Raw genomic sequence first — 24,576 nt, 5'->3', positions numbered from 1 at the left:
ATCAGTCCTTCAGGCCGACGAGGGAGCGCGAGAAGGCGCGGGCGTCGAACGGTTGCAGGTCTTCCACGCCCTCGCCGACGCCGATCAGCTTGATCGGGCTGTCGGAGGCGCGCGCCACCGGCACCAGCACCCCGCCGCGCGCGGTGCCGTCCAGCTTGGTCATGACAATCCCGGACACGCCGACCTGGTTGCCGAAGATCTTCTCCTGGGCCAGGGCGTTGCGGCCGACCGTGGCGTCCAGCACCAGCAGGGTCTCGTGCGGATAGTCGGGATCGACCTTCTTCACGACACGGATCACCTTGAGCAGCTCGTCCATCAGGCCCTGCTTGTTCTGCAGGCGGCCGGCGGTGTCGATCAACACGACGTCGTAGTGTTCGGCCTTGGCGCGCTCGACGGCCTCATAGGCCAGGGCCGCGGCGTCGGAGCCCGTGGGCTTGGACATGAAGTCGGCCCCCGCCCGGTCGGCCCAGACCTTCAGCTGCTCGACGGCGGCGGCGCGGAAGGTGTCGCCGGCGGCGATCAGGACGCGGGCGCCCTTCTCGGTCAGGTCGGCGGCGATCTTGCCCAGGGTGGTGGTCTTGCCCGAACCGTTGACGCCGATGAACAGCACCACATAGGGGCGCGGACCGCTCAGCGGGTCGAAGTCGCCCTGGCGATCGGCCAGCTCGGCGGCGATCAACTCGGCCAGCGCTTCCTTGACCTCGTTGTCGGTCGACGATTTTCCGAAACGCGCCTTGCCGAAGGCTTCGGTGATGCGCGCGGCGATCTGCGGGCCAAGATCGGCCTCGATCAGCATCTCTTCCAGCGCGTCCAGCTGTTCCTGGTCCAAGGGCTTCTTGGTGAAGACCCCGGTGACCTGATCGGTCATCGCTTGAGACGACCGGGTGAGGCCGGACGTCAGGCGCTGGAACCAGCCTTTTTTCTGCTCGGGCTTATCGCTCATCCGCGCTCCTTTAGGGGAACGGGCGAAAGTGTAAATCGGATATTACCGGGGCAGGGTTAGCGCGGTGGCGTAACGCATGCGATGTACGGGCATGGACGTGCACCTTGACCCGCTTGGAACCGCCCTTTTCTGGCTCGACTATGCCGCCGTGGCCGTTTTCGGGGCAACGGCGCCCTCGCGGCCGCTCGGCGCAAACATGACATCATCACCTTCGGATTCTTCGCCGCGATCACCGGCGTCGGCGGCGGCACCCTGCGGGATCTGTTGATCGGAGCCCCGGTCTTCTGGGTGCAGCGGCCGGGCTACATCATCGCCTGCCTGGCCGCCGCCACGGTGGTCTGGCTGCTGGGCAAGCGAGGATGGCGGTTCCGCGCCCTCCTGTGGCTCGACGCCCTGGGCATGGCCGCCTACGCCGTGGTCGGCACCGCCAAGGCGCTCAGCCTGGGCGTCCACCCGTTCAGCGCCGTGGTCATGGGCGTGCTGACCACCGCCTTCGGCGGCGTGATCCGCGACGTCCTGGCCGAGGAGCCGAACCTGCTGCTGCGCCGGGAGATCTACATCACCGCCGCCTTGCTGGGCGCGAGTGTGTTCGCGGTGCTGAAACTGCTGGGCGCGCCGTTCTGGCCAGCCGGCCTCGCGGGGTTCGTCGCGGCGTTCGGGCTGCGGGCGTGCGCGATCAAGTTCGGCTGGAGCCTGCCGGGTTTCGCGGGAGAAGAAGAAGCCCGCGACGCCTGACCGTCGCCAGGCCCCGACGCCGGGACCAAGATCGCCCTACCCCTTGGGGGTCAAGCTGAAGGTGACCTTGTAACCATTGTGGTCGGACAACACCGGCTCGTCCGCGCCGTCGAAGGTGGCCTCGACCGCCTTGGGGATGACCTCGACGGCATCGCCATTGAGGAAGCCGATCAGGTCCTGGGTGTTCAGCCACGGCGCCTCGCCGGTGTACGAGATCTGTGTGTCGCACGCGCCCGGGCGCTCATGACACCAGCGGCTGACCACCACGAACGGGTAGTCGCTCATCATCTTGTCGAAGCGGTCGGGCGATCGGCGGACATTGAAGTCGCCGCCGACGATCAGCGGCGCGCCGGGCGTGCGGCTGGCCTGCAGGAAGCGGCCCAGCTCCTGGGTCTGCAGGGCGTGGGCCTCGTTGTAACGCTTGCGCGGCACCTTCGAAGCCCCGTGCGAATTCATGTGGGTGTCGGCGATCTCGACCGAGGTCGGCAGGCCGGCGACCTGGATCGAGACCAGCATCACGCCCTTGTTGGCCAGGCAATCCAGGCCCGCGCAATAGCGATAGGCGTGCGACTTGACCCAGTCGATCGGATGATTGGACAGCACCCAAAGACCGCTGGAGCCCCACTTGCCCCAGCCCTCGCCCTGGCGCCGGTATTTCACGCGTCGGAAGTCGGGCTTTTCGCTCTTCAGGTAGTTCTCGTCGCGCTGGCCCTTGCGCGGCCCCCGCGCGACATACGGATAGCCGCTCTCGTCGATCAGGTCCCAGATCTCGTCGCGGAAGCCCTCCTGGATCAGGACGACGTCGGGTTCCTTGCCCTTGGCCCGCATGGCGGCCAGTTCGTACCCGATCCGCTTCAGCGCCGCCCCGCGACCCTTGCGGACCAGAGAAGGCAGGCCCTCCACATTGTACGTCATGACGCTGAGCGTAACGGGCTTGACCGCGACGGGCTTGGGCGCGTCGGCGCGCGCCGGTGTGGCCGCCAGCAGGCAAAGCGCCAGAAGGGCCCAGGCTGACCGGATCAGTTTGCGCGCTCCGCGATGACGTGAGCCCCGTCATGGCCGGTGATCGTGAAGGTTACAATCTCGCCCAGCGGCGCTCCGCCCTCGAAGCGGATCTCGGTGAAGTCGTCGGCGCGGGCGACGCCGTCACGCTCGACCAAGCCCGGCAGGGTGCGGCCGATCTGGCGTTGCAGGTGGCGCTCCAGGCCCGCCTGGCCCGCTTCGCGCAGGCGGCGGGCGCGGTCCTTGATCACCGACCCCTTCACTGGCGGCATGCGGGCCGCGGGCGTCCCGGGCCGAGCGCTGTAGGGAAAGACGTGCAGGAAGGCCAGGCCCGCCTCCTCGACCAACTTCAGCGTATTCTCGAACGCCTCTTCCGTCTCGGTGGGGAAGCCGGCGATCAGGTCGGCGCCGAAGGCGGTGTCGGGGCGTACGCGGCGCACCTCGGCCACCAGCTTCAGCGCGTCCTCGCGGCTGTGGCGGCGCTTCATGCGCTTGAGGATCAGGTTGTCGCCGGCCTGCAGGGACAGGTGCAGGTACGGCATCAGGCGCGGCTCGGTCTCGAGCAGCTTGAACAGGTCCGGATCGATCTCGGCCGCGTCGATCGACGAGAGTCGAAGCCTGGGCAGGTCCGGGACCATGCGCAGGATGCGACCGACCAGCTGGCCCAGGGTCGGCTGGCCCGGCAAGTCCGCGCCCCACGAGGTGACGTCGACGCCGGTCAGCACCACCTCGCGATAGCCCTCGGCGGCCAGCTTGCGGACCTGCTCGACCACCTCGCCGGCCGGCGCCGAGCGCGAGTTTCCCCGGCCGTAGGGAATGATGCAGAAGGTGCAGCGGTGGTCGCAGCCGTTCTGGACCTCGACATAGGCCCGTGCGCGATCCTTGAGTCCGTCGATCAGGTGACCGGCGGTCTCCTTGACCGACATGATGTCGTTGACCCGCACGCGGGCGGTCGTGTCCGTCATCGCGCCCGGCGCGGCCTTTTCGGCGTTGCCCAGCACGAGGTCGACCTCGGGCATGGCGGCGAAGGCGGCCGGATCGACCTGGGCGGCGCAGCCGGTGACGATGATCCGCGCGTCCGGCCGCTCGCGACGGGCCTTGCGGATCGCCTGGCGGGCCTGACGCACGGCCTCGTTGGTTACGGCGCAGGTGTTGAACACCACCGCGTCGGAAAGGCCGTCGGCGGCGGCGCGCGCCCGCATGGCCTCGCTCTCATAGGCGTTCAGGCGGCAACCGAAGGTGACGACGTCGACGCCGTCCGGGCCCGACATCGTCGTGGCCGGACCGCCCTCCTCGCCCGCCTCTGGCCTGGGCTTCGGCGTCGCCTTGATGACGGTGTAGGTGGTCATGACCTCAAGCCGCGACCCGCTCCGGCAGCTTGCCGGCGAAATCCATGCTGACCGGGCCGGTCATGATCACGTGGCCGTCGCTCTCACGCCATTCGATGACCAGCGAGCCGGTCTCGAACTGGACGCGCGCCTTGCGGTCGGTCAGGCCGCGACGCACGGCGGCGACCTGGGCCGCGCAGGCGCCCGTGCCGCAGGCGGCGGTCAGGCCCGCGCCCCGTTCCCAGACCTTCAGCTGGATGTGATCGCGAGCGGCGATGTGAGCGAATCCGACATTGACGCCTTCCGGGAACAGCGGGTGGTGCTCGACCAACGAGCCGGTCCCCGTGGCGAAGGCGTCGCTGACCGGGGCGTCGACGAAGAACACCACGTGCGGATTGCCCATCGAGACGCAGACCGGCGTATGCACCAGCGGCGCGTCGATCGGACCGACCTGCAGTTCGACCCGCTCGGTGTTCATCTCTTCGGACAGCGGGATCTGGGTCCAGTCCAGGCCCGGGACCCCCATGTCGACCGTCACCAGCTTCTCGCCCGCCGCGACGCCCGACAGGCGGCCCGCCACGGTGTCGAACGCCACGGCGTCCTTGCCGGACGACTGCATCAGGAGCCACGCCACGCAGCGCGTGCCGTTGCCGCAGGCGCCGGTCTCCTCGCCATCCGAATTCCAGAAGCGCACATAGGCCGACGCGCCTTCCGCCTTCGGCGGATCGATGGCGATGACCTGATCGCAGCCCACGCCGCCGTCCCCGCGTTTGGCGATCGCGCGGATCTCCTCGGGGGTCGGATCAAAGGACTGGGTCTGGGTCTCGATGACGACGAAGTCGTTGCCCAGCCCGTTCATCTTCAGGAAGGTGCGGCTCATAGCCGGGCTATATAGTGGAAAGCAGAGCGAAATGCACCGCGACGAACAGGACCACGCCGGCCTTCGCCTGCGCGCGCGATTGCGGGCCCTCTATCACGGCGCCTCGCCGGTGGCGGTGCGGTTCCGCTACGGGATCATCCTGATCGACCTGGCGATCATCGCCTTCTTCATCGCCGCCCCGCTGATGGAGCGGCACGGCCTGACCTTCTATCTGATCGACTACGGGGTGGCCGCGTTCCTGGCCCTGGACCTGAGCGCCCGCGCCGTGGCGCACGGGGACATCAAGTCCTGGCTCAGGAAGCCGATCGTCTGGCTGGACCTGTTCGTGCTGGGCACCCTGCTGTTTCCCGCCTGGCTGTTCAACTTCGGCTTCCTGCGGGTGCTGCGCCTGTGGACCCTGATCCACAGCGAGTTCTTCTGGCGCACGGTGGGACGGCGCTATGACGACACGCGGATCGAGGACATCACCCGGGCGGCCAGCTCGCTGGCGACCTTCGTCTTCGTGGTCACGGGCTTCGTCTATACGAGCTTCGCCGGCCGCCACGAGGGGATCTCCGGTTATGTCGACGCCCTCTATTTCACCGTCACCAGCCTGACGACCACCGGCTATGGCGACGTCACCCTGCCTGGCGTGTGGGGCAAGCTCTTGTCCATGGCGGTGATGCTGGGCGGGGTGTCGCTGTTCATCGGCCTGATCCAGTCGATCCTGCGGCCCCACAAGGTCATCTATCAGTGCCACGCCTGCGGCCTGCGCCGGCACGATCCGGACGCCGTCCACTGCAAGGCCTGCGGCGTTCTGCTGAACATTCCCGACGACGGGACGTGATCGGCTCGGCCTAGCTCTGGCGCGGGGGAAATTTTCCGATACCGTCCCGCGCCATGACCCTGCTCCGCACCTGTTCCGCCGCGGCCCTGGCCGCCATGCTCTCCACCGCGGCGTACGCCCAGGAGGCCGATCCCCACCTGGCGCTGGAGGCGGTCGAAAGCCCCGACTCCCTGGCCTGGGTGAAGGCCCAGAACGACAAGACCCTGCCCATCCTGTCGGGCGACAAGCGCTTCGCTGGCCTGCAGGACCAGGCCCTGAAGATCCTGTCGACCAAGGACCGGATCGCCATGCCGACCTTCATCGGCAAGACGGTGTTCAACTTCTGGCAGGACGAGACCCACGTGCGCGGCGTCTGGCGGCGCACCAGCCTGGAGTCCTACAAGACCGCGGCCCCGCAGTGGGAAACGGTCATCGACCTGGACGCCCTGGCCAAGGCCGAGGGCGAGAACTGGATCTGGAAGGGCGCCGACTGCCGACCCAAGACCCACGACCGATGCCTGGTGAACCTGTCGAACGGCGGCAAGGACGCCGTCACGGTCCGCGAATTCGACCTGACGACCAAGAGCTTCGTCGACCCCGGCGCGGGCGGTTTCGTGCTCCCCGAGAGCAAGCAGTCGATCGAGTGGCTGGACCCCGACACCCTTATCTTGACCCGAAATTGGGGCGAGGGCACGACCACCGACAGCGGCTACGGCTTCGTCATCAAGACGATGAAGCGGGGCCAGACCCTCGATCAGGCCGTTCGAGGTCTTCCGCGGCCAGAAGTCCGACGTCTCGGCCGGGCCGAACGTGCTGCGAGACGCCGCCGGCAATCGGATCGTCCTGCTGACCCGCGCCACCGACTTCTTTCACGACGAGACCTATATCTGGGACGGCAAGGACGCCAGGCGCCTGCCGATCCCGCAAAAGGTCGGCGTGCGCGGCCTTATCGACGGCAAGCTCGTCCTGAAGATCGAGGAGCCGTGGACCGTCACCATCGGCGCGCACCCCTACACCTATCCAGCCGGTTCGATCGTCGCGGCCTCGACCAAGTTCCTGACCAAGGCAAAGGACCCCGAGATCGTCATCAGCAACGACTGCGATCCCTGCCAGCTGCTGGCGCCGGGTCCGCGCCAGTCGATCGATCAGGTGACGGTGACCGATCACCGCGTGGTGGCCGTGGTCTACGACAACGTCCGGGGCAGCCTGGTCAGCCTGCGGCTGCGCGGCGAATTCGGCGTCACCTCCCAGGCCCTGCCGGTGATCGACAACGCCTCGGTGGCCCTGGTCTCGCACTCGGACGAGGGCGACGAGGTTTTCTACACCAACGAGGGTTTCCTGACGCCGACCGAACTGAAGCTGGCCGACGCGACCGGGACCACCGCCCAGACGGTCAAGGCCCTGCCCGCCCAGTTCGAGACCAAGGATCTGGTGGTCGAGCAGAAGTCGGCGACCTCGAAGGACGGCACGGCCATCCCCTACTTCCTCGTCCACAAGAAGGGCTGGAAGCTGGACGGCCAGAACCCGACCCTGCTGCACGCCTATGGCGGCTTCAATCTTTCCAAGCTGCCGGTCTACGATCCCCTGATCGGCAAGCTGTGGCTGGAGCGCGGCGGCGCCTATGCCGTCGCCAATATCCGCGGCGGCGGCGAGTTCGGCCCGGCCTGGCACGAGGCCGCGCTGAAGGCCAACCGCCAGCGGGCCTATGACGACTATTTCGCCGTGGCCGAGACGCTGATCGCCGACAAGGCGACCACGCCGCGCCACCTGGGCGCCTATGGCCGCTCGAACGGCGGCCTGCTGATGGGCGTGGCCCTGACCGAGCGTCCGGATCTGTGGAACGCGGTGGTGGTCGAGAGCCCTCTGCTGGACATGATCCGCTATACCTACCTGCCCGCCGGGGCCTCGTGGATCGGCGAGTATGGGCGACCCCGCCATCCCGGCCGAACGCGCCTGGATCGAGAAGTACAGCCCGTACCAGAACCTGAAGGCGGGCGTGAAATACCCGCTGGCCTACATCACCACCTCGACCAAGGACGACCGCGTCCATCCGGGCCACGCCCGCAAGTTCGCGGCCCGGATGGACGATCTGGGCGTCGACCACCTCTATTTCGAGAACACCGACGGCGGCCACGCCAATGGCGCGGATCCCAAGAACAACGCCCGTCGCTGGGCCCTGCACTACACCTACCTGTCGCGACAGCTGATGGATCACTAAGTGCGTAAGCTTCTGACCGTTCTCTTCGCTTCAACGAGCCTGATGACCATCACCCCCGCGATCGCCGCAGAATCAAAGATGTCAGCCGACCAGCCCAAGGCCGCCGAAGAAGCCCGCACCCCGCTGACCGAGCTGGGCAAGAACGATCCCTATCTCTGGATGGAGGAGATCGAGGGCGCGCGCGCCATGGACTGGGCCAAGGCCCAGAACGCCAAGACGCTGCCCGTTCTGCAGGGTGACAAGCGCTATGCGGACCTGGAGGCCAAGGCCCTGGCGATCCTGAACGCCAAGGACCGCGTGCCCGGCGTTTCGTTCGCCGGCGACGGCTCCCTGCGCAACTTCTGGCAGGACGCCGACCACGTGCGCGGCGTCTGGCGCAAGACCAGCCTGGAGAGCTACCGCACGGCCGATCCGGCCTGGGAGACGATCCTCGACATCGACGCCCTGTCCAAGGTCGAAGGCGCCAACTGGGTGTTCAAGGGCGCGTCCTGCCTGCCGCCCGAGGACACGCGGTGCCTCGTGACCCTGTCGGACGGCGGCAAGGACGCCGTGACGGTCCGGGAGTTCGACACCGCCACGAAGAGCTTTGTGTCGGATGGCTTCGTCCTTCCGGAGGGCAAGCAGAACTACACCTGGCTCGACAAGGACACCCTGCTGGTCGGCCGCGAGTGGAAGCCGGGCGAGCTGACCAAGTCGGGCTATGCCTATGTCCTGAAGACCCTGAAGCGCGGCCAGACCCTGGACCAGGCGGTCGAGGTGTTCCGGGGCGTCGACACCGACGTCTCGGTCAATCCGTTCGTTCTGCGCGACGCCGACGGCAAGGCCGTGGCGGTGATGGCCGGCCGAGGCGTGACCTTCTTCGAGGCGGAAACCTATCTGATCGAGGGCGACAAGCCCGTGAAGCTGGATTTGCCGCTGAAGAGCTCGGTCCAGGGCTATGTCGCCGGTCAGATGATCGTGCTGATGGAGCAGGACTGGAAGGGCTTCAAGACCGGCGACCTGGTCAGCTTCGACCTGGCCAGGCTGAAGGCCGCGCCGGACCACGCCGTGGCGACGCTGGTGCTGCGCCCGACGGCCCGCCAATCGGTCGAACAGGTGACCACCACGCGCACCAAGCTGGTCGTGGGTCTGCTCGACAACGTCAAGGGCGCGGCGCGGGTCCTGACCCACGGCCCGAACGGCTGGACCTCGCAAACGCTGGACCTGCCGGCCAACAGCGCCATCGGCCTGGGTTCGACCGCCGAGAAGGACGAGCGCCTGTTCGTCACCGTCACCGGCTACCTGGCTCCGACCACCTACTGGCTGGCCGACGCCGGCACGTTGAAGCTGGAACAGGTCAAGGCCTCGCCGGCCCGCTTCGACGCCGGGGCCCACGTGGTCGAGCAGTTCGAGGCGACCAGCACCGACGGCGCCAGGATCCCCTACTTTGTCGTGCGGCCGAAAGGCCTCAAGTACGACGGCCAGGCCCCCACCCTGCTCTACGCCTATGGCGGCTTCCAGGTGCCGCTGACCCCCGGCTATTCGGGCGTGATGGGGCAAGCTTTGGCTGGAGCGCGGCGGCACGTATGTCGTCGCCAACATCCGGGGCGGCGGCGAGTTCGGCCCGGCCTGGCACGAGGCCGGCCTGAAGGCCAACCGCCAGAAGGTCTATGACGACTTCTTCGCCGTCTCCCAGGACCTGATCGCGCGGAAGATCACCTCGCCGCGCCGGCTGGGCATCATGGGCGGCAGCAACGGCGGCCTGCTGATGGGCGTGGCCCTGACCCAGCGGCCCGAGCTCTACAACGCCATCGTCGTTCAGGTGCCGCTGTTCGACATGATCCGATACAGCCAGATCGGGGCCGGCGCCTCGTGGGTGGGCGAGTATGGCGACCCGGCCATACCGTCCGAGCGGGCGGTGATCGCCAAGTACGACCCCTCATCCAACCTCAAGGCCGGCCAGAAGTACCCCGAGGTGTTCATCGAGACCTCCACCAAGGACGACCGGGTCCATCCGGCCCACGCCCGCAAGGCGGCCGCCAAGCTCGAGGCCCTGGGCTATCCGGTGCTCTATTACGAGAACATCGACGGCGGGCACGCGGCCAGCGCCAACCTGGCCGAAACCGCCCGCCGCCAGGCGCTGGAATATGTCTATCTCAGCCGCAAGCTGATGGATTGAGCGGGCGGCGCGGCGTTTTCGGATAACGCCGCGCCGTCAACCCGAAACGAAAGTTATCGGCGTCAGGATGCGCTCCGACAAAGCTGTCGGATCCGTCACAGTGCCCATCCAAGTCGTCAAAGCCCTGGACCTTTCCCCCGCCGACATCGCGCGGTGGATGGAGCTAGCTTAGCCAGGCGCGGCTGGACTCGCCGTTCCTGTCGCCGCACTGGGCCTTGGCGGTCGCCCGCGCCCAGGGCGACAAGGGCGAGGCCGTCAAGGTCGCGATCGTGCGCGGCGCCGAGGGCGAGGCCCTGGCCTTTCTTCCAGCCCGCATCCGCCAGGGCGTGGCCATGCCGGCCGGCGCGCCGATGTGCGACTATCAGGCCCTGGTCTCGGCCCCGGGCGTCGCGGTCAATCCGCGCGACCTGCTGGCGGCCCTGCACGCCTCGCGCATCGACTTCTGTCACATGCTGGCCGACGACGAGACCCTGGCCCGCCACGGGCGTGGTCAGGCGGACTCCTGGATCATCGAACTGCCGGACGGCTACGAGGCCTACGCCGCCGAGCGCAAGGCCGCCAATGTCGGCGTGCTCAAGGACATCGACAAGAAGCGCCGCAAGGCCGAGCGCGAGGTCGGGCCCTCGCGCTACACGGCCATGTCGGAAAGCCGCGCCGACTTCGACCAGTTGATCGCCTGGAAGCGGGCGCAGCTGCTGGCCACCGGCCAGACCGACCTCTTCAAGACGCCCTGGGTCAATGACCTCGTTCGAGGCGCTGTTCCAGAATCGCGCCCCCCACTTCGGCGGCGGGCTCTACACCCTGCACCTGGGAGACCAGCTGGCGGCCGTGCACCTGCACCTGCGCGGCGAGCACACGATCCACGGCTGGCTGATCGCCCACAATCCCGAGCTCGACCGCTATTCACCCGGCATGCTGCTGTTCCAGGACATCCTGAAGAGCATGGACGGCGCGGACTATTCGCGTCTGGACCTCGGCACGGGCGACTACCGGTTCAAGCGTGAGCTGTCCAACGCCCGTCAGACGGTGGTGTTCGGCTTCCTGGGCTCGCCCTCGCTGCCGACCCTGGTCCGCCACGCCGCCTACGGCATGCGCAGCGTCGCCGAATCCCTGCCGCTGGGCCGGATCTCCGAGATCCCCGGCAAGGCCATGCGCCGCATCGATCTGCTGCGCGGCCTGCACTGATCCCTAGTGAAGGGCGTTGATCCGCATGGCGCGCGGATCAACCGAACCGGCCGCCCAGGCGCGGGTCCAGCCGTATTTCAGCTCGCCCTCGCGGAAGGCGAAACGGTCCAGGTGCTTGGCGACCACGTCCTCCAGCCGGGCCAGACCCTCGAGGTCGGCGGCCTCGACGGTGATGTTCGAGGCCATCGGGATGGGCCACCATCCGGCAGGTTCCCAACGGCAGCGGAAACACGGCCGAGGTCTCGTCATAGGCGACCTCGAACTTGTGGCTCCAGTGCTTGGCCAGTTGGGTCATGTAACGGGCCGCCTTGTCGGTGGCGACGCGAGCGTGGCTTTCCATGCCGTCCCTCCTTCCGCTTAGATGGCTTCGATGACCGCCGCGGCGTCGTCCATGGCCTTGGCGATGGCGGCGATCTGCTCGGCGCTCAGTTGGCCGCCGTGCAGCTTGAGACGCAGCGCGGTCTTGAGGTTCTCCCGAGCCCGCATGATCTGCGGCGAGAAGGCGGCGCTGGCGGACGCGGCCTCGGCCATGCGCTCGAACAGCGAACGGACGGGCGCGTCGTTGCTGGCCAGGAACGCCTCGCCTTCCGGCGTGATCGTGTAGAGCTTCTTGCCGCCGCCGGCGTCGCTGGCGGTGACGTAGCCCAGCTCTTCCAGCAGGGTCAGGGTCGGATAGACCACGCCCGGGCTCGGGCTATAGGCGCCGCCAGCCGCCGTCTCGATGGCCTTGATCAGTTCGTAGCCGTGGCTGGGCTTCTCGGCGATCAGCTTGAGAACCACGAAGCGCAGGTCGCCATGATCGAAGAACCGGCCCATTCGGCCGCCGCGACCGCGCGGGCCGCCATGATGACCGGCGGGACCGCCGTGGAAACCGAAGGGATGACGGCCGTGATGCTCGTCGGCCTGACCGCGCCAGTGGCCGCGGTGATGGTGATGTCGTCCAAACATTGTGTTTTAGATCCTGTTTCGTTATATCGGATTTATAGATATATCGGATCTGAATTGCGTCAAGAGCTATTTTCGATATATCGGATTATGTCGGAAAACACGACGCCGCGACGTCGCCGCTTTGCGACCGGCTGGTTCAAGTCAGGGCGATTTGAAGCAAGGCCGCCCAACGTGGCCGAAATACAACGTAATCAGTCTTGATACGGATTGCGGCGTGAATACATGCCGGCGTGTAGACTTAGGAGCACGGGCTTGAACGACCAGGATAACGGCCTCCGCCACAGGGCGACCGGTCGGCGCATCGCCGCCATGGGGCTTGCCGCGGCCGCCAGCCTGGCGACGTTCTCGCCGGCCCTTGCTCAAGAACAGGGCGTTACGGGCCAGTCGGTCGGCACCACCGCGAACGTCGAGGCGGCCAACGATCCGCTGGAAGGTTTCAATCGGGGTTCCTTCAAGCTGGGCATGGGCCTGGACCACGTGATCCTGGCGCCGATCGCCCACGGCTACATGGCGGTCACGCCCCGCGTGGTCCGCAACCGGGTCAGCTCGGCCGTCTATAATCTGGGCGAGCCGAACACCGTCATGAACATGGTTCTGCAGGGCAAGCCCAAGCAGGCCATGCGCTCGACCACCCGCTTCGTGGTCAATTCAACCGTCGGGGTGCTGGGCCTGTTCGACGTGGCCTCCAAGATGAACCTGCCGCGCCGCGATTCCGATTTCGGCCAGACCTTTGGCAAATGGGGCGCCAAGCCCGGCGCCTATCTCTATGTGCCCCTGATGGGTCCGCTGAACGTCCGTGACGGCGTCGGCCGCGTCCTGGACATCGTCACCGACCCCGTCTCGCTGTATGTCGGCGGCCTGTCCACCGACTTCGGCAAGGCCCGGACCGGCGTGACCATCGTCGACGTGCGCTCGAACGCCGACCCGGCGTTCCAGGCCTTGAAGGACGCCGCCGACCCCTATGTCACCACCCGTTCGGCCTACACCCAGTATCGCGAGGCCTTCATCCGCGAAGCGACCGGCGACGCCGAGGTGCTTCCCGACTTCGATGCGCCGCCCCCGGAAGCTCCGCCCCAGGACGCTTCACCCGCGGCGCCCAAACCATGACCGGTAAGACCATGACCAACACCCCCTCCACCCGGCGCGCGCCAACGCCGCGCTTTTGGCGTTCTTCGGAGCTGTCGCGATCGGCGGTACGGCCCTGGCCCAGAACAGCGCCCGCGACGCCGGCGCCGAGGCCTTCGTCCAGACCAAGGCCCAGCGCGTGATCACCGTGCTGGCCAACAAGAGCATGAGCGACGCTCAGAAGACCCAGGTCTTCCACCAGGCGGTGGACGAACTGGCCGACGTGCCGCGCATCACCAACTTCGTGCTGGGCAAATACGCCCGCACCATCACGCCCGAACAACGGGCCCGCTTCACGCCGGTGTTCCGCGCCTATGCCGAGAACGTCTATCAGAGCCGCATCGACGACTATCGCGGCGAGCAGCTGAAGGTGGTCGGCTCGGTGGTCAACAAGCCGGGCGACGTGACGGTCAAGACCCTGATCTCGGGCGGCCAGATCACCCAGCCCCTGCCCGTCTCCTGGCGCGTGCTGGGCGGCGGCCAGACCTGGAAGGTCGTCGACGTCCAGTTCAAGGGCATCTGGCTGGCCATCACCCAGCAGCAGGACTTCGTCTCGACGATCGACAACGCCGGCGGCAACATCGACGTGCTGATCAATCAACTCCAGAAGGGCGGCTCGGCGCCTTCTGGCCGTCGCAAGTAGCGGCGGGACGACTGGCTTAAAGACCAAGGGGATTTGGCATTGCGCGAACAATGGGCCGAGACGGCCATGGGCGTCGTCGTCCTCGCCCTGGCGGCGGGGTTCCTGATCTATTCGCTCAGCGTGGGCGGGGTTCACATGAAGAGCGGAAACTATGAGATCAACGCCAAGTTCGGCGAGGCCGGCTCGCTGGCCCCGGGCGCGGCGGTGAGCGTGGCCGGCGTCAAGGTCGGCACCGTCTCGCAGATCACCCTGGAGCCGAAAACCTTCCTGGCCGTGGCCAAGCTGAGCATCGATCCGACCGTGAAGCTGCCGTCGGACTCGACCGCCAAGATCACCAGCGACAGCCTGCTGGGCGGCGCGCACGTCTCGATCGCGCCGGGCGCGGCCATGGACGACATCAAGCCGGGCGGCCAGATCGAGAACACGCAAGGCGCCGTGGACATCTTCGGCCTGATCGGTTCGGTGATCCGTCCGCAGAGTGGTTCGGATGCGACGGCTTCGTCGGACTCCGCCGCGCCGGCCGCCTCGCAACCCGCCGTGAGCTACTGACATGACCGCGGTCGAGGCGACACAGCGGGTCGCCCCTCGTTCTCCTGGCAATCCCGTTCGGGCTCTGGGTCGCTCGACCCTGGCCGCCGTGCGCATGGTCGGGTCGGTCGGCGTCTTCGCCGTGCGCGGCGTCGCCGCCGCCCTGACCCCGCCCTGGTTCCTCGGCCAGCTGTGGCGCCAGTTCGTGGCCATCGGCTTCTTCTCGCTGCCGGTCGTGGGCCTGACCGCCATCTTCACCGGCGCGGCCCTGGCCCTGAACATCTTCACCGGCGGCGGGCGCTTCAACGCCGAGCAGGTGATGCCGCAGATCGTGGCCCTGGGGATCACCCGCGAACTGGGTCCGGTTCTGGCGGCGCTGATGCTGGCCGGCCGGGTCTCGGCCGCCATCGCCGCCGAGATCGGCGCCATGCGCGCGACCGAGCAGATCGACGCCATGCGCACCCTGTCGACCGACCCGTTCCGCTATCTGGTCGGCCCGCGCCTGCTGGCCGGCGTCCTGATGACGCCGCTGCTGACCGCGGTGGCCGACACCATCGGCGTCGCCGGCGGCTGGCTGGTCGCCACGCGGGTGCTGGACTTCAGCTCGGCCGTCTACATTCGCAACACCATCGACTTCCTGCAGAGCTGGGACATCGTCTCGGGCCTGATCAAGGCCGCGGTGTTCGGGTTCATCGTGGCGCTGATGGGCTGCTACCATGGCTACAACGCCAAGGGCGGGGCGCGGGGCGTCGGCCGGGCCACCACCCACGCGGTGGTCTCCTCGGCGATCCTGATCTTCGGCTCCGACTACCTCCTGACCACCCTCTTCACCCACGCTTCATGACCGACGTGACCCCGAAACTCGCCTGGAAGGGCGTCACCAAGCGCTTCGAGGGCCGCGCGGTCCTCGACGGTCTCGACCTGTCGGTCGCGCCGGGCCGGTCGCTGGTCATCATCGGCGGCTCCGGCCAGGGCAAGTCGGTGACGATCAAGACCGCGCTGGGCCTGATGCGCCCGGACGCCGGCAAGATCGAGCTGGACGGCAAGAACACCGTCACCCTGTCGGAAGGCGCCCGCCGCAAGCTGTTCTCCCGCGTGGGCGTGCTGTTCCAGGGCGCGGCCCTGTTCGACAGCCTGACCGTCTGGGGAAAACGTCGCCTTCCGCCTGATCAACGCCGACGGCCTGAACCGCAAGGCGGCCAAGGAGAGGGCGATCGAGGCCCTGGAGCAGGTGCGTCTGTCGCCCGACGTCGCCGACCGATTCCCGTCCGAGCTGTCGGGCGGCATGCAGAAGCGCGCGGGTCTGGCCCGCGCCGTCGTCGCCCAGCCGGAGATCCTGTTCTTCGACGAACCGACCACGGGCCTGGATCCGATCACGGCGGCGGCGATCAACGAACTGATCTCCCACCAGGTGCGGCGCCTGGGCTCGACCGCCGTGTCGATCACCCACGACCTGGCCTCGGCCCAGACCATTGGCGACGAGATCGCCATGCTGCATGGCGGCAAGATCATCTGGCGCGGGCCGGCCGCCGAGCTGCGCACGACCGACAACCCGTATGTCCGCCAGTTCGTCGAAGGCCGCGCCGAGGGTCCGATCTCGCATGCGGTCTAGGATGTCGCGCGCCGCCAGGCCGGCGGCGCGTTAAGCTTCGGTTTCTCGCAGGGTTTCGGCCAGCAGCCGTCCCTCGACGCCCCGGCTGGAACCGGCCCGCCAGGCCACCACGATCTCGCGGCTGGGATGTTCGGTCGCCAGCGGGCGGATCGTCAACGCGGTCTTGTCGGCCAAGCCCGCGTGCACCGCCATGGCCGGCAGGAACGAGACGCCCAGGCCCGAGCCGATCATCTGCACCAGGGTCGGCAGCGAGGTGGCGGCGAAGGTCTCGTCGTCGCCAACGCCGCGCGGAGGCTCGAGGCCGCAGGCGGCCAGAGCGTGATCGCGCAGGCAGTGGCCGTCTTCCAGCAGGATCAGGTCGTCGCCCCGCAGACTGTCGGGATCGACCCGCGTCGAGGCCGCCATCGGATGGTTGGCGGGCGCGGCGGCCAGCAGTTCATCGTCCTCGACATGGGCCCAGTCCAGGCCGGACATGTCGTAGGGCAGGGCGATCAACGCCGCGTCCAGGGCTCCGCTCTTCAAGGCCGCGATCAGGCGCTGGGTCAGGTCCTCGCGCAGGAACAGCTTCAGCTTCGGAAAGCGGTCGCGCAGGACGGGCAGGGCGCGCGGCAAAAGGTAGGCGCCGACGGTCGGGATCACGCCCAGGCGGAAGCGGCCCGCCAATGGCTGGCCCGCGCCGCGCGTGGCCTGCACCAGGTCCTCGGCCCGCGCGAGAATGTCTTCGGCTCGCCGCACCGCCTCCTGGCCGGCGGCGGTCAGGATCACCCCCGAGCGCGCCCGATCGACCACCGGCGCGCCCAGGATCTTTTCCAGTTCCTGGATGCCGGCCGACAGGGTGGGCTGGGTGACATAGGCGCTCTCGGCGGCCCGGCTGAACGAGCCATGCTCCGAGAGGAGCTTCAGATATTGCAGTTGGCGAAGGGTCGGAAGAAGCATGGCCTTTATATAGGCCGCATCTATCGAAAATCCAAAAACTATCGATTGGATATCTGGAAGGCCCGGACATACACCCCTTTCACGGTGAAAGTTCCAGCGTGTCTCCCCCCACCGCCGCTGGATCCCACCCCGTTGTTCCCGGTCCGCCCGCGTCTCCCCTCCCAGCGGCGCGGACCGGGACGAACCTCTCCCTTAGTGCTAAGCCCGCCCCGGATCTCACGGAGCTTGCCATGTCCATTGAGGCCTTGCGCGCCCAGCTACCCGCCTACGCCAAGGACATCGGGACCAATCTGAGCGTCCTGGCCGGCGAGACCGTGTTGAGCGACCAGGCGCGCTGGGGCTGCTTTGTCGCCAGCGCCTGCGCGGTCGGCGAACCTGAGACCCTGCGGGCGATCACCATCGCCGCGCGCGAGGCGGACCTGACTTCCGAGGCCTTCACGGCGGCCAAGACCGCCGCGGCGATGATGGCCATGACCAATATCTACTTCCGCGCCATTCATCTGATGCAGGCGCCCGACTACGGCGCATTGCCTTCGCGCCTGCGCATGAACCGGCTGGCCCATACCGGCGTCGAAGCCGTCGACTACGAACTCTGGTGCGTGGCCGTGTCGGCGATCAACGGCTGCGGCGCCTGCCTCGACAGTCACGAGGCCGAGCTGCGGAAACGGGGCGTGGACCCTCTTCAGATCCAGGCCGCCCTGCGCATCGCCGCCGTGGTTCACGCGGTGGGCCGGGTGCTGGCGGTCGAGGGGCCGGATCGTCCGCAATTTTCGGGCGTCTGAGGCCCATCCGCGACGCCCGGTCGCGGCGCGGGCCCCTCGACATTCACCTTGCCCGTAAACTAAGTTGTTAACCTCTGGGTAAGAGATTCGCGGCGTCCGCAAGGCGACCTGTCGGGTCGCGGCGGGGCCGCACGGGGTGAAGGTGGGCGATATGAGACTGCTGTCGAAGAAATCCTCGCGAGAACAAGAACGGCAAGCCGACCGTTCTTGGTGAAGTCGGCCAGGTCGAAGCCGTGCAGCACCAGATCGAATCCACCCAGGCGATCGGCCAACGCTATGAGACCATTCACGGCGGCCTCGACAGCATCGGCCGCGTGATGGAGCACCTGAAGGCCATCGAGCCGCTGATCGCCGAGATCCGCGGTCCGGTCGCCCAGGAGTTCGAAGCCCGCCGCGCGGAACATGCCGAGCTGATCGCCCTGCGCGCCAACTACGAGCACGCCCAGCGCCAGGTCGCCCAGATCCAGGCCGAGGAACGCGAGGTCAGCGCCCGCCTGGCCGCCGCCGAGACCGCGCTTGGTGAGTCCGACGCCCGTCGCCAGACCCAGGACGCGGCGCTGGAAGACAACGCCCTCGAGATCGACCGCCTGCGCAACGCCCTGCTGCAGTCGGATCTCAAGGTCTCCAGCCTCGACGCCAGCTTGCGCGACTCCACCGCCCGCATCGAACACCTGGTGCAGGACGTTCGAGGGTTCTGCGCCTCCAGGCCCAGGACATCGACACCCGTCGCGGCGACGCCGAGGCGGCGCTCGCCCGCGCCAACCAGGACAACGCCCTGCTGGGCGACGAAGTCGCGACCCTGAAAAAGCGCGTCGACCAGGCCGGCCTGGACGTGGCCCGCCTCTCGCGCATCGAAACCGACCTCGAAGCCCAGCTGGCCGGCGAACGCGCCCGCGCGCAGGCGATCGAGAACGCCCTTTCGGCTCACCAGACCGACAGCGGCCGCACCATCCGCAACCTGGAAAGCCAGGTCGAAGCGGCCCGCGCCGAGATCTCGGCCCTGCAGACCCGCCTGGAGACCGCCACCGGCCGCGCCGACAAGCTGGAAGAGATGAACGGCCAGATCTCGGCCCGTCTCGCCGAGTCGTCCGCGCATCAGAAGGCGGTCGAGCGCCGCGCCGGCGACCTCAACGTCGCCCTGGAACGCGCCCTGGAACGTATCCGCACGCTGGAAGAAGATTCCGAAGGCCTGCGTCAGCGCCACGCCGGCGTCGACACCGCCCGCGCCACCGCGATCGAGCGCGCCGACCAGCTGGCCAAGAGCGCCGTCGCCCAGGAAAAGGCGATGAAGCGCGCCGAGGAACGGGCTCAGCAACTGCGCACGCGCCTCGACGGCATGCAGGAAGCCCAGGACCAACTCCGTCGCGAACACGAGGAAAAGGTCGCCGAACTGCAGGCCACGATCGAGCGCCTCACCTCGGAAGCCGCCCTGGCCGAAGGCGCCCTGGAAGCGGCTCGCCGCGACCGAGCGCGCCTGCAGATGGCCCTGCTGGGCGCATCGGACGAGGGCATGGCCGAGAGCGCCTGAGCCTCGCAGCCCTGAAAGACCAAAGCCCGCCGACCGACCGGTCCGGCGGGCTTTTCTTGCCTATTTCGCTTCGGCCGCCGCCTTCAGCCCAGCCATCTGCTGGCCCAGCACGCCGTCCACCGGCGCGGCGATCTTGTCCAGGCCGCCCTTGAAATAGCCGCCGACGTCGTAGGTGACGGTCACCGTCGTCTGACCGTCCTTCTCGGCGAGCAGGAAGGTCAGCGCCCCGCTGGCGCCGGAGCTCTGCATCGGGCCGAGCGCGCCGACCAGCACCAGCTTGCGGCCCGGCTCGGCGTTGACCGTCGTCATGTGCAGCGCCGAGCCGCCGTTGGGCAGCCGCTCGCAGAAGCAGCCGCCCGAGGCCGCGCCCAGCGACAGGTTGGCGGCCGAACCCGACCAGGTGTGGGCCGAGGCCCACCATTTCGAAGGCTGGACCAGCGTCGCCCAGACGGCGCCGGCGGGCGCGGCGATGACGACCTGACGCCGGACCTCGAATCCGTTGGGCTGGGCGTCCGTAACCTCGGCGCGCGCCGAGCCGGCGACCAGCAGCGCAAGGGCGATGGTGGCGATCTTCGTCTTCATGAGGGGTCCCTCCCTGGCCAAGGTTGAGGGCAGGGGCGGGCGGGCGTCAACGCCCGCTCTTCGTCGTCCTATTCGACGGGCGAGCTCACCGTCGCGCCGCCGGCCTTCAGCCTGTCCAGCACGCCGTTGGCCGGCAGCAGAAAGCCGAGATCGACCACCGCCACCGTGACGCCGGGACGCTTCAGCGCGTCGGTCATGGCGTCGGTCGTCTGGGCGACGCCCTTCTCCAGCAGCGCTGGACCGCCGGGCGCGCGCAGCAGGCAGCGCTGGGCGCCGCTGGCGCGGTAGCGGGCGCGGACAGAGCCCAGATCGCCCTCCGCCCAATCCTGGCCGATCGTGGTGGAATGGGCCCCGTCATAGGCGATCTCGTCCAGCGCCACCCGCAGGCAGTAGAGCTGGTCCTCGGGCGAGAGCTTGGAGACGATCGAGGTCACCGCGCTCATCCGGTACTGGCCGACCGACTTGACCTTCAGCTTGCGGGCCTTGGCCATGCGCTCGACCGTGCTGACCGGCTTGGCTTCGGAGAGGCCCGCCGCCTGGCGGAAATCCGACAGCAGCAGGAAGCCGGCCACGCCCGGCTTCCAGTTCTTGTACTCGCCCGCTCCCTTGCGGGCCTGATTGCGGGACTCCACGAAGCGCGCCTTCAGGTCGGGCGGCAGCTGGTCTTCCAAGTTCTTGCCCATCGGCTGGCGCAGCCCGCCGCCGAAGCTGAGGATGAAACCCGCCGCCTGGGTGACGCCGACCGCCGCCTGGGGCGGAACCAGCACCAGGCTGGCCTTGTCCAGCGCCTTGTTCAGGCGCGGGCTTTCCCATTTCAGCTGATGGGGCAGGGGAGCGGCCGAGCCCAGAATGTAGAGCTTGGCCCCGTCCTTCTCGACCAGCCAGATCGCCGGCCCCTTGGGCTTGGCCACCACGGTCAGCTCGGCGACCACAGCGCTTTCGTCCTGGGCCGGAGCCTGGCCGAGCTCGACCACGGGCGGCGGGGGTATGGTTTGACCGGCGAGAAGCAGGGACAGGGCCAGAACGGCGGACGCGACCATCGAAACTCCTTCAGCCCCCGAGCCCATTTAGCCCTTCTCCCGTGGCGGGAGAAGGGCTTGGGTCAGGCGCCTAAGCGCCCGCCGGGACCGGGAAGCCGCGCTTGCGCATCAGGGCTCCGATCTTCACGTCGCGGCCGCGGAAGGCGCGGAACTGGTCGACGGGGTCGACCGTGTTGCCCTTCGACATAATCGTCTCGTAGAGGCGCTTGGCGGTCGGCTTGTCGTAGAAGCCGCCGGGCGCCTGCTCGAAGGCCTCGGCGACGTCGGCGGTCAGGGTGTCGGCCCACAGATAGCTGTAGTAGCCGGCCGAATAGCCGTCGCCGGAGAACACATGCCCGAACTGCGGGGTGCGGTGACGCATGACGATCTCATGCGGCATGTTCAGCTTGGCCAGCTCCTCGCGCTCGAACTTGTCCGGGTCGATGTCGACGTCGCCGGCCAGGTGCAGCTTCATGTCGATCAGGGCCGAGGCCAGATATTCGGTCGTGCCGAAGCCCTCGCCGAACTTGCCGGCGGCCTCGATCTTGTCGACCAGGGCCTGCGGGATCGGCTTGCCCGTCTGGTAGTGCAGGGCGAACTGGTTCAGCACCTGCGGCGTCGGCAGCCAGTGCTCGTTCAGCTGGCTGGGGAACTCGACATAGTCGCGCGCCACGGCCGTGCCCGACACCGACGGATAGGTCGCGTTGGCGTTCAGACCGTGCAGGGCGTGGCCGAACTCGTGGAACAGGGTGGTGGCGTCATCCCACGAGATCAGCAGCGGCTCGCCCGGCTTGCCCTTGATGAAGTTGGAGTTGTTGGAGACGATCGTGGTGATCTCGCCCTTGAACCGCTCCTGGGTGCGGTAGGCGTTCATCCAGGCGCCCGAACGCTTGCCCGGGCGGGCATAGGGGTCGAAGTACCACAGGCCCACATGCTTGCCGGCGCGGGTCACCTCATAGACGGTGATGTCCTCGTGATAGACGGGGATGCCGGAAAGCTTCTTGAATTCAAAGCCGTAGAGCTGGCCCGAGGCCCAGAACATGCCCTCGCGCAGCTTGTCCAGCTGCAGGTACGGCTTCACCTCGTTCATATCGAGGTCGTACTTCGCCTTGCGGACCTTCTCGGCGTAGTACCGGTAGTCCCAAGGCTCCAGCTTGAACCCGCCGCCCTCCTTGTCGATGATCGCCTGCATGTCGGCGACGTCGATGGCGACCTGGGCGATGGCCGGCTGCCAGACAGCTTCCATCAGGCCCATGGCGTTCTCGGGCGTCTTGGCCATGGCGTCCTCGAGGCGCCAGTGGGCATGGGTCTTGTAGCCCAGCAGCTTGGCCCGCTCGGCGCGCAGCTTCAGGATCTTGCTGATGATGGCGTTGTTGTCGGTCGCGCCGCCATTGTCGCCGCGGTTGACAAAGGCGCGCCAGACCTTCTCGCGGGCGGCGCGCACCGGGCTCTCGGTCAGGAACGGGTCGACGCTGGAGCGGGTGTTCACGACGATGAACTTGCCCGGCAGCTTGCGCGACTCCGCGTTCGAAGCCGCGGCGGCCTTCAGGCCATCCGGCAGGCCGGCCAGGTCGGCGTCGCTCAGCTCGATCCAGGTGTTCTCGTCGGCCAGCAGGTTCTGGCTGAACTTGGTGTAGAGGCCGGCCAGCTCGGTGTTGATCGCGCCGACACGGGCCTTGGCCTCGGGCGACAGCTTGGCGCCGGCGCGCACGAAGTTGGTGTAGTAGATCCACAGCACGCGCTGCTGCTCGGGCGTCAGCTTGGCCTTGTCCGGCGAATTGTAGACCGCCTCGATGCGGGCGAAGAGCGCGGCGTTCTGATTGACCTTGTCGCTGTGCGCCGAGAGCTTGGGATCCATCTCCTCTTCGACGACCTGGAACTCCGGCGTGCTCATGTTCGAGCCCCAGATGTAATAGTAGGTCGACACCGCGTTCAGCATCCGTCCGGCGTCTTCCAGCGCGCCGATCGTGTTGTCGAAGGTCGGCGCGGCCTTGTTGGCGGTGATCGCGTCGATCTCGGCCAGGTTCTTGGCCATGGCCGTTTCCAGGGCCGGCTTGAAGTCGGCGACCTTGACCTTGTCGAAGGCCGGCACGCCGCCGTAGGGGCCGACCCACTTCTGGGTCATGGGGTTCGCGCCTTGGGCCATGGACAAACTCGGATTGAGGGCGGCGACCGCGCCGGTGGCGGCGGCCGAGGCCAGGAATGTACGACGTTGCACGGAGTGTCTCCGGTGAAGATTTGGAAGCGACCCTAACAAGGTTCCCGGGCGTGTCACATGACAGGCGCGTAACCTTTCCGGAACCGCGCCCAGTCCCGTGGACGACGCACGCTTTGACGGCTACAGCTTGGCCCATGATCGGCGTCTTCGACTCCGGCGTGGGCGGCCTCTCGGTCCACCGCGCCCTCGTGCAGCGTCTGCCCAAGGCGGACTTCATCTATCTGGCCGACCAGGCCCATGCGCCCTATGGCGTGCGCACCGGCGAGGACATCGTCGAGCTGACCAAGGCCGGCTGCATCCGTCTGTTCGACCGCGGCGCCGGCCTGGTGGTCCTGGCCTGCAACACCGCCTCGGCCATCGCCCTGCGCCGCCTTCAGCAGACCTGGCTGCCGGGCTACCGCAGGGAGATCGGCCGACCGGTCAACATCCTGGGCATCATCGTGCCGACCATCGAGAAGGCCACGGGCCTTCCCTGGGAGCACGAGGCCGAGCGGCGCGGCGAAAAGGTCGAGCAGCTGGACATCCTGGGCGTCTTCGCCACACCGGCCACGGTCCGCTCGCGCGTCTATGAGATCGAGATCGACAAGCGCAAACAGGACCTGGCGGTGTTCTCCGAGGCCTGCCCGGAGCTCGTGCCCCTGATCGAGGGCGACGCCTCGGTGGTCGAGCTGGCCAAGGCGGTCGAGGGCCACGTCGAAGCGCTGAAGACCCGCATCGGCCGCTATCCGCACCGCGTGGTGCTGGGCTGCACCCACTACGAGATCATCGCCGACCTGTTCCGCGCCGCCCTGCCGGCCGGCACCCCGCTGATCCAGCAGCCCGAGGCCACCGCCGACGCGCTGGAGCTCTATCTGGAGCGCCACCCCGACTATGATCCGGGGACGAGCGGCGGCCGCGTCTTCCTGACCACGGGAACGCCGGGCCCGCAGAACGGTCTGGTGCAAAGCTTCTCGGGGCGCCCCGCTGGCGTTCGAGGCGGCGTAGAGGCTCACGACAGGTCCGCTTCGGGCGTCCATGCCGAAGACGAGTTTCGACCCAAGTCGGACCTGATTGAGGTCCGGTTGTCGGCAAAATGGAGCCGAGATACGGTTCGCCCTGATGGCATGGCTCCCCTTTTCGATATTTGCTTGCTGCTGCGTGGCGCAATTTTGGTTTATACCGAAAGTGGCATCAGCTCTCGCTGCGCGACATCCCGGAATATACGGTCGAATGCGCGGCCTATCTTATTGGAACAATCTGATCTGGTTCGCGCTCTTCCGGCGGGATAGAGGGTTGGATGACGCTGATCTGACGCGCCACACCAAGCGGTTGCAGCTGCTCAGCAGCATCGCGTTTGCGGCGTGGCTCTCATTCGCAGTCCTCGCCATGACTGGGCGCACCTAGAGTCTGACAACCACCCCT

The 24,576-nt window shown here is 67.7% G+C and carries 15 protein-coding genes and 9 pseudogenes; 13 read left to right on the top strand and 11 right to left on the bottom strand.

Translation table 11 applies throughout. The features are described 5' to 3' along the window. Position 1 precedes the first annotated feature (1 nt). Positions 2-943 (bottom strand): signal recognition particle-docking protein FtsY, encoded by a 942-nt coding sequence (gene ftsY, locus ACHMW8_RS07870; protein ID WP_125158910.1) that lies wholly within the window; start codon positions 941-943, stop codon positions 2-4. Positions 944-1,034: 91 nt separating this feature from the next. Here ftsY and ACHMW8_RS07865 point away from each other — a divergent pair. After that, positions 1,035-1,678, top strand: a pseudogene (locus ACHMW8_RS07865) (trimeric intracellular cation channel family protein). A 36-nt stretch (positions 1,679-1,714) separates the two neighbouring features. Here the strand turns inward: ACHMW8_RS07865 and ACHMW8_RS07860 are convergent. The 3 genes from ACHMW8_RS07860 to dapF form a co-directional block, all read right to left on the bottom strand. Then, on the bottom strand, positions 1,715-2,593 hold the full coding sequence (locus ACHMW8_RS07860; protein ID WP_395445195.1) for an endonuclease/exonuclease/phosphatase family protein: 879 nt from the start codon (positions 2,591-2,593) through the stop codon (positions 1,715-1,717). Positions 2,594-2,697: 104 nt separating this feature from the next. After that, positions 2,698-4,029 (bottom strand): tRNA (N(6)-L-threonylcarbamoyladenosine(37)-C(2))-methylthiotransferase MtaB, encoded by a 1,332-nt coding sequence (gene mtaB / locus ACHMW8_RS07855; RefSeq protein WP_395445194.1) that lies wholly within the window; start codon positions 4,027-4,029, stop codon positions 2,698-2,700. Positions 4,030-4,033: 4 nt separating this feature from the next. Next, positions 4,034-4,888, bottom strand: a complete 855-nt coding sequence (gene dapF, locus ACHMW8_RS07850; protein ID WP_395445193.1) for a diaminopimelate epimerase — start codon at positions 4,886-4,888, stop codon at positions 4,034-4,036. Between the two features lie 31 nt (positions 4,889-4,919). Between dapF and ACHMW8_RS07845 the strand changes: the two genes are divergently transcribed. The 4 genes and pseudogenes from ACHMW8_RS07845 to ACHMW8_RS07830 all read left to right on the top strand — a co-directional run bounded on the left by ACHMW8_RS07845 (position 4,920) and on the right by ACHMW8_RS07830 (position 11,254). Continuing rightward, on the top strand, positions 4,920-5,714 hold the full coding sequence (locus tag ACHMW8_RS07845; RefSeq protein ID WP_395445192.1) for a potassium channel family protein: 795 nt from the start codon (positions 4,920-4,922) through the stop codon (positions 5,712-5,714). A 53-nt stretch (positions 5,715-5,767) separates the two neighbouring features. Continuing rightward, positions 5,768-7,911: pseudogene (locus tag ACHMW8_RS07840) on the top strand (prolyl oligopeptidase family protein). Then, positions 7,912-10,069 (top strand): annotated as a pseudogene (locus ACHMW8_RS07835) (prolyl oligopeptidase family protein). A gap of 100 nt (positions 10,070-10,169) precedes the next feature. Further along, positions 10,170-11,254: pseudogene (locus ACHMW8_RS07830) on the top strand (GNAT family N-acetyltransferase). 3 nt (positions 11,255-11,257) lie between these two features. Here ACHMW8_RS07830 and ACHMW8_RS07825 read toward each other — a convergent pair. From ACHMW8_RS07825 to ACHMW8_RS07815, 3 genes and pseudogenes are all read right to left on the bottom strand, one after another. Further along, entirely contained in the window at positions 11,258-11,440 is a 183-nt protein-coding gene (locus ACHMW8_RS07825) for a DUF2218 domain-containing protein (RefSeq protein WP_395445191.1), read from the bottom strand. Between the two features lie 52 nt (positions 11,441-11,492). Continuing rightward, positions 11,493-11,549, bottom strand: a pseudogene (locus ACHMW8_RS07820) (DUF2218 domain-containing protein); the annotation flags it as partial. A 62-nt stretch (positions 11,550-11,611) separates the two neighbouring features. Further along, complete coding sequence (locus ACHMW8_RS07815; RefSeq protein WP_199743566.1) at positions 11,612-12,202, bottom strand: PadR family transcriptional regulator; 591 nt, start codon at positions 12,200-12,202, stop codon at positions 11,612-11,614. Positions 12,203-12,424: 222 nt separating this feature from the next. Between ACHMW8_RS07815 and ACHMW8_RS07810 the strand changes: the two genes are divergently transcribed. The 5 genes and pseudogenes from ACHMW8_RS07810 (at position 12,425) to ACHMW8_RS07790 (ending at position 16,110) form a co-directional block, all read left to right on the top strand. Further along, positions 12,425-13,309: a VacJ family lipoprotein gene (locus tag ACHMW8_RS07810; RefSeq protein WP_395445190.1), complete on the top strand. Its 885-nt coding sequence runs from the start codon at positions 12,425-12,427 to the stop codon at positions 13,307-13,309. Then, positions 13,306-13,970, top strand: a pseudogene (locus ACHMW8_RS07805) (phospholipid-binding protein MlaC). Before ACHMW8_RS07810 ends, ACHMW8_RS07805 begins: the two are co-directional and overlap by 4 nt. A 33-nt stretch (positions 13,971-14,003) precedes the next feature. Continuing rightward, positions 14,004-14,519, top strand: coding sequence for an outer membrane lipid asymmetry maintenance protein MlaD (gene mlaD, locus ACHMW8_RS07800; protein WP_395445189.1), 516 nt, complete (start codon positions 14,004-14,006; stop codon positions 14,517-14,519). A gap of 1 nt (position 14,520) precedes the next feature. Then, a complete protein-coding gene (locus ACHMW8_RS07795) occupies positions 14,521-15,342 on the top strand; it encodes an ABC transporter permease (protein WP_125158924.1) in 822 nt (273 codons plus the stop codon). Beyond that, a pseudogene (locus ACHMW8_RS07790) lies at positions 15,339-16,110 on the top strand (ABC transporter ATP-binding protein). Before ACHMW8_RS07795 ends, ACHMW8_RS07790 begins: the two are co-directional and overlap by 4 nt. A 30-nt stretch (positions 16,111-16,140) precedes the next feature. Here ACHMW8_RS07790 and ACHMW8_RS07785 read toward each other — a convergent pair. Further along, the gene (locus ACHMW8_RS07785; RefSeq protein ID WP_395445188.1) at positions 16,141-17,046 is read right to left on the bottom strand and encodes a hydrogen peroxide-inducible genes activator; all 906 of its coding nucleotides are present in this window, start codon (positions 17,044-17,046) and stop codon (positions 16,141-16,143) included. A 230-nt stretch (positions 17,047-17,276) separates the two neighbouring features. On the opposite strand from ACHMW8_RS07785, the gene ACHMW8_RS07780 reads away from it, so the two are divergent. Beyond that, complete coding sequence (locus ACHMW8_RS07780) at positions 17,277-17,828, top strand: carboxymuconolactone decarboxylase family protein (protein ID WP_395445187.1); 552 nt, start codon at positions 17,277-17,279, stop codon at positions 17,826-17,828. Between the two features lie 151 nt (positions 17,829-17,979). Next, positions 17,980-19,356 (top strand): annotated as a pseudogene (gene creS / locus ACHMW8_RS07775) (crescentin). A 60-nt stretch (positions 19,357-19,416) separates the two neighbouring features. Here creS and ACHMW8_RS07770 read toward each other — a convergent pair. From ACHMW8_RS07770 to ACHMW8_RS07760, 3 genes are all read right to left on the bottom strand, one after another. Beyond that, positions 19,417-19,938 carry an SRPBCC domain-containing protein gene (locus tag ACHMW8_RS07770; protein WP_395445186.1) on the bottom strand — a complete coding sequence of 174 codons (522 nt, stop codon included), beginning with the start codon at positions 19,936-19,938 and terminating at the stop codon, positions 19,417-19,419. A 68-nt stretch (positions 19,939-20,006) separates the two neighbouring features. Further along, positions 20,007-20,978, bottom strand: coding sequence for a TraB/GumN family protein (locus tag ACHMW8_RS07765; protein ID WP_395445185.1), 972 nt, complete (start codon positions 20,976-20,978; stop codon positions 20,007-20,009). A 70-nt stretch (positions 20,979-21,048) separates the two neighbouring features. Beyond that, complete coding sequence (locus ACHMW8_RS07760; RefSeq protein ID WP_395445184.1) at positions 21,049-23,175, bottom strand: M3 family metallopeptidase; 2,127 nt, start codon at positions 23,173-23,175, stop codon at positions 21,049-21,051. A 134-nt stretch (positions 23,176-23,309) separates the two neighbouring features. On the opposite strand from ACHMW8_RS07760, the pseudogene ACHMW8_RS07755 reads away from it, so the two are divergent. Then, positions 23,310-24,159, top strand: a pseudogene (locus ACHMW8_RS07755) (glutamate racemase). The last annotated feature ends 417 nt before the right edge of the window (positions 24,160-24,576 follow it).

Origin of the sequence: Caulobacter sp. UC70_42 (assembly GCF_044056025.1) — a bacterium.
GTDB lineage: Bacteria > Pseudomonadota > Alphaproteobacteria > Caulobacterales > Caulobacteraceae > Caulobacter.
Note: the sequence above shows the minus strand (reverse complement) of the source record. Positions and strands in the feature narration are given on the sequence as shown.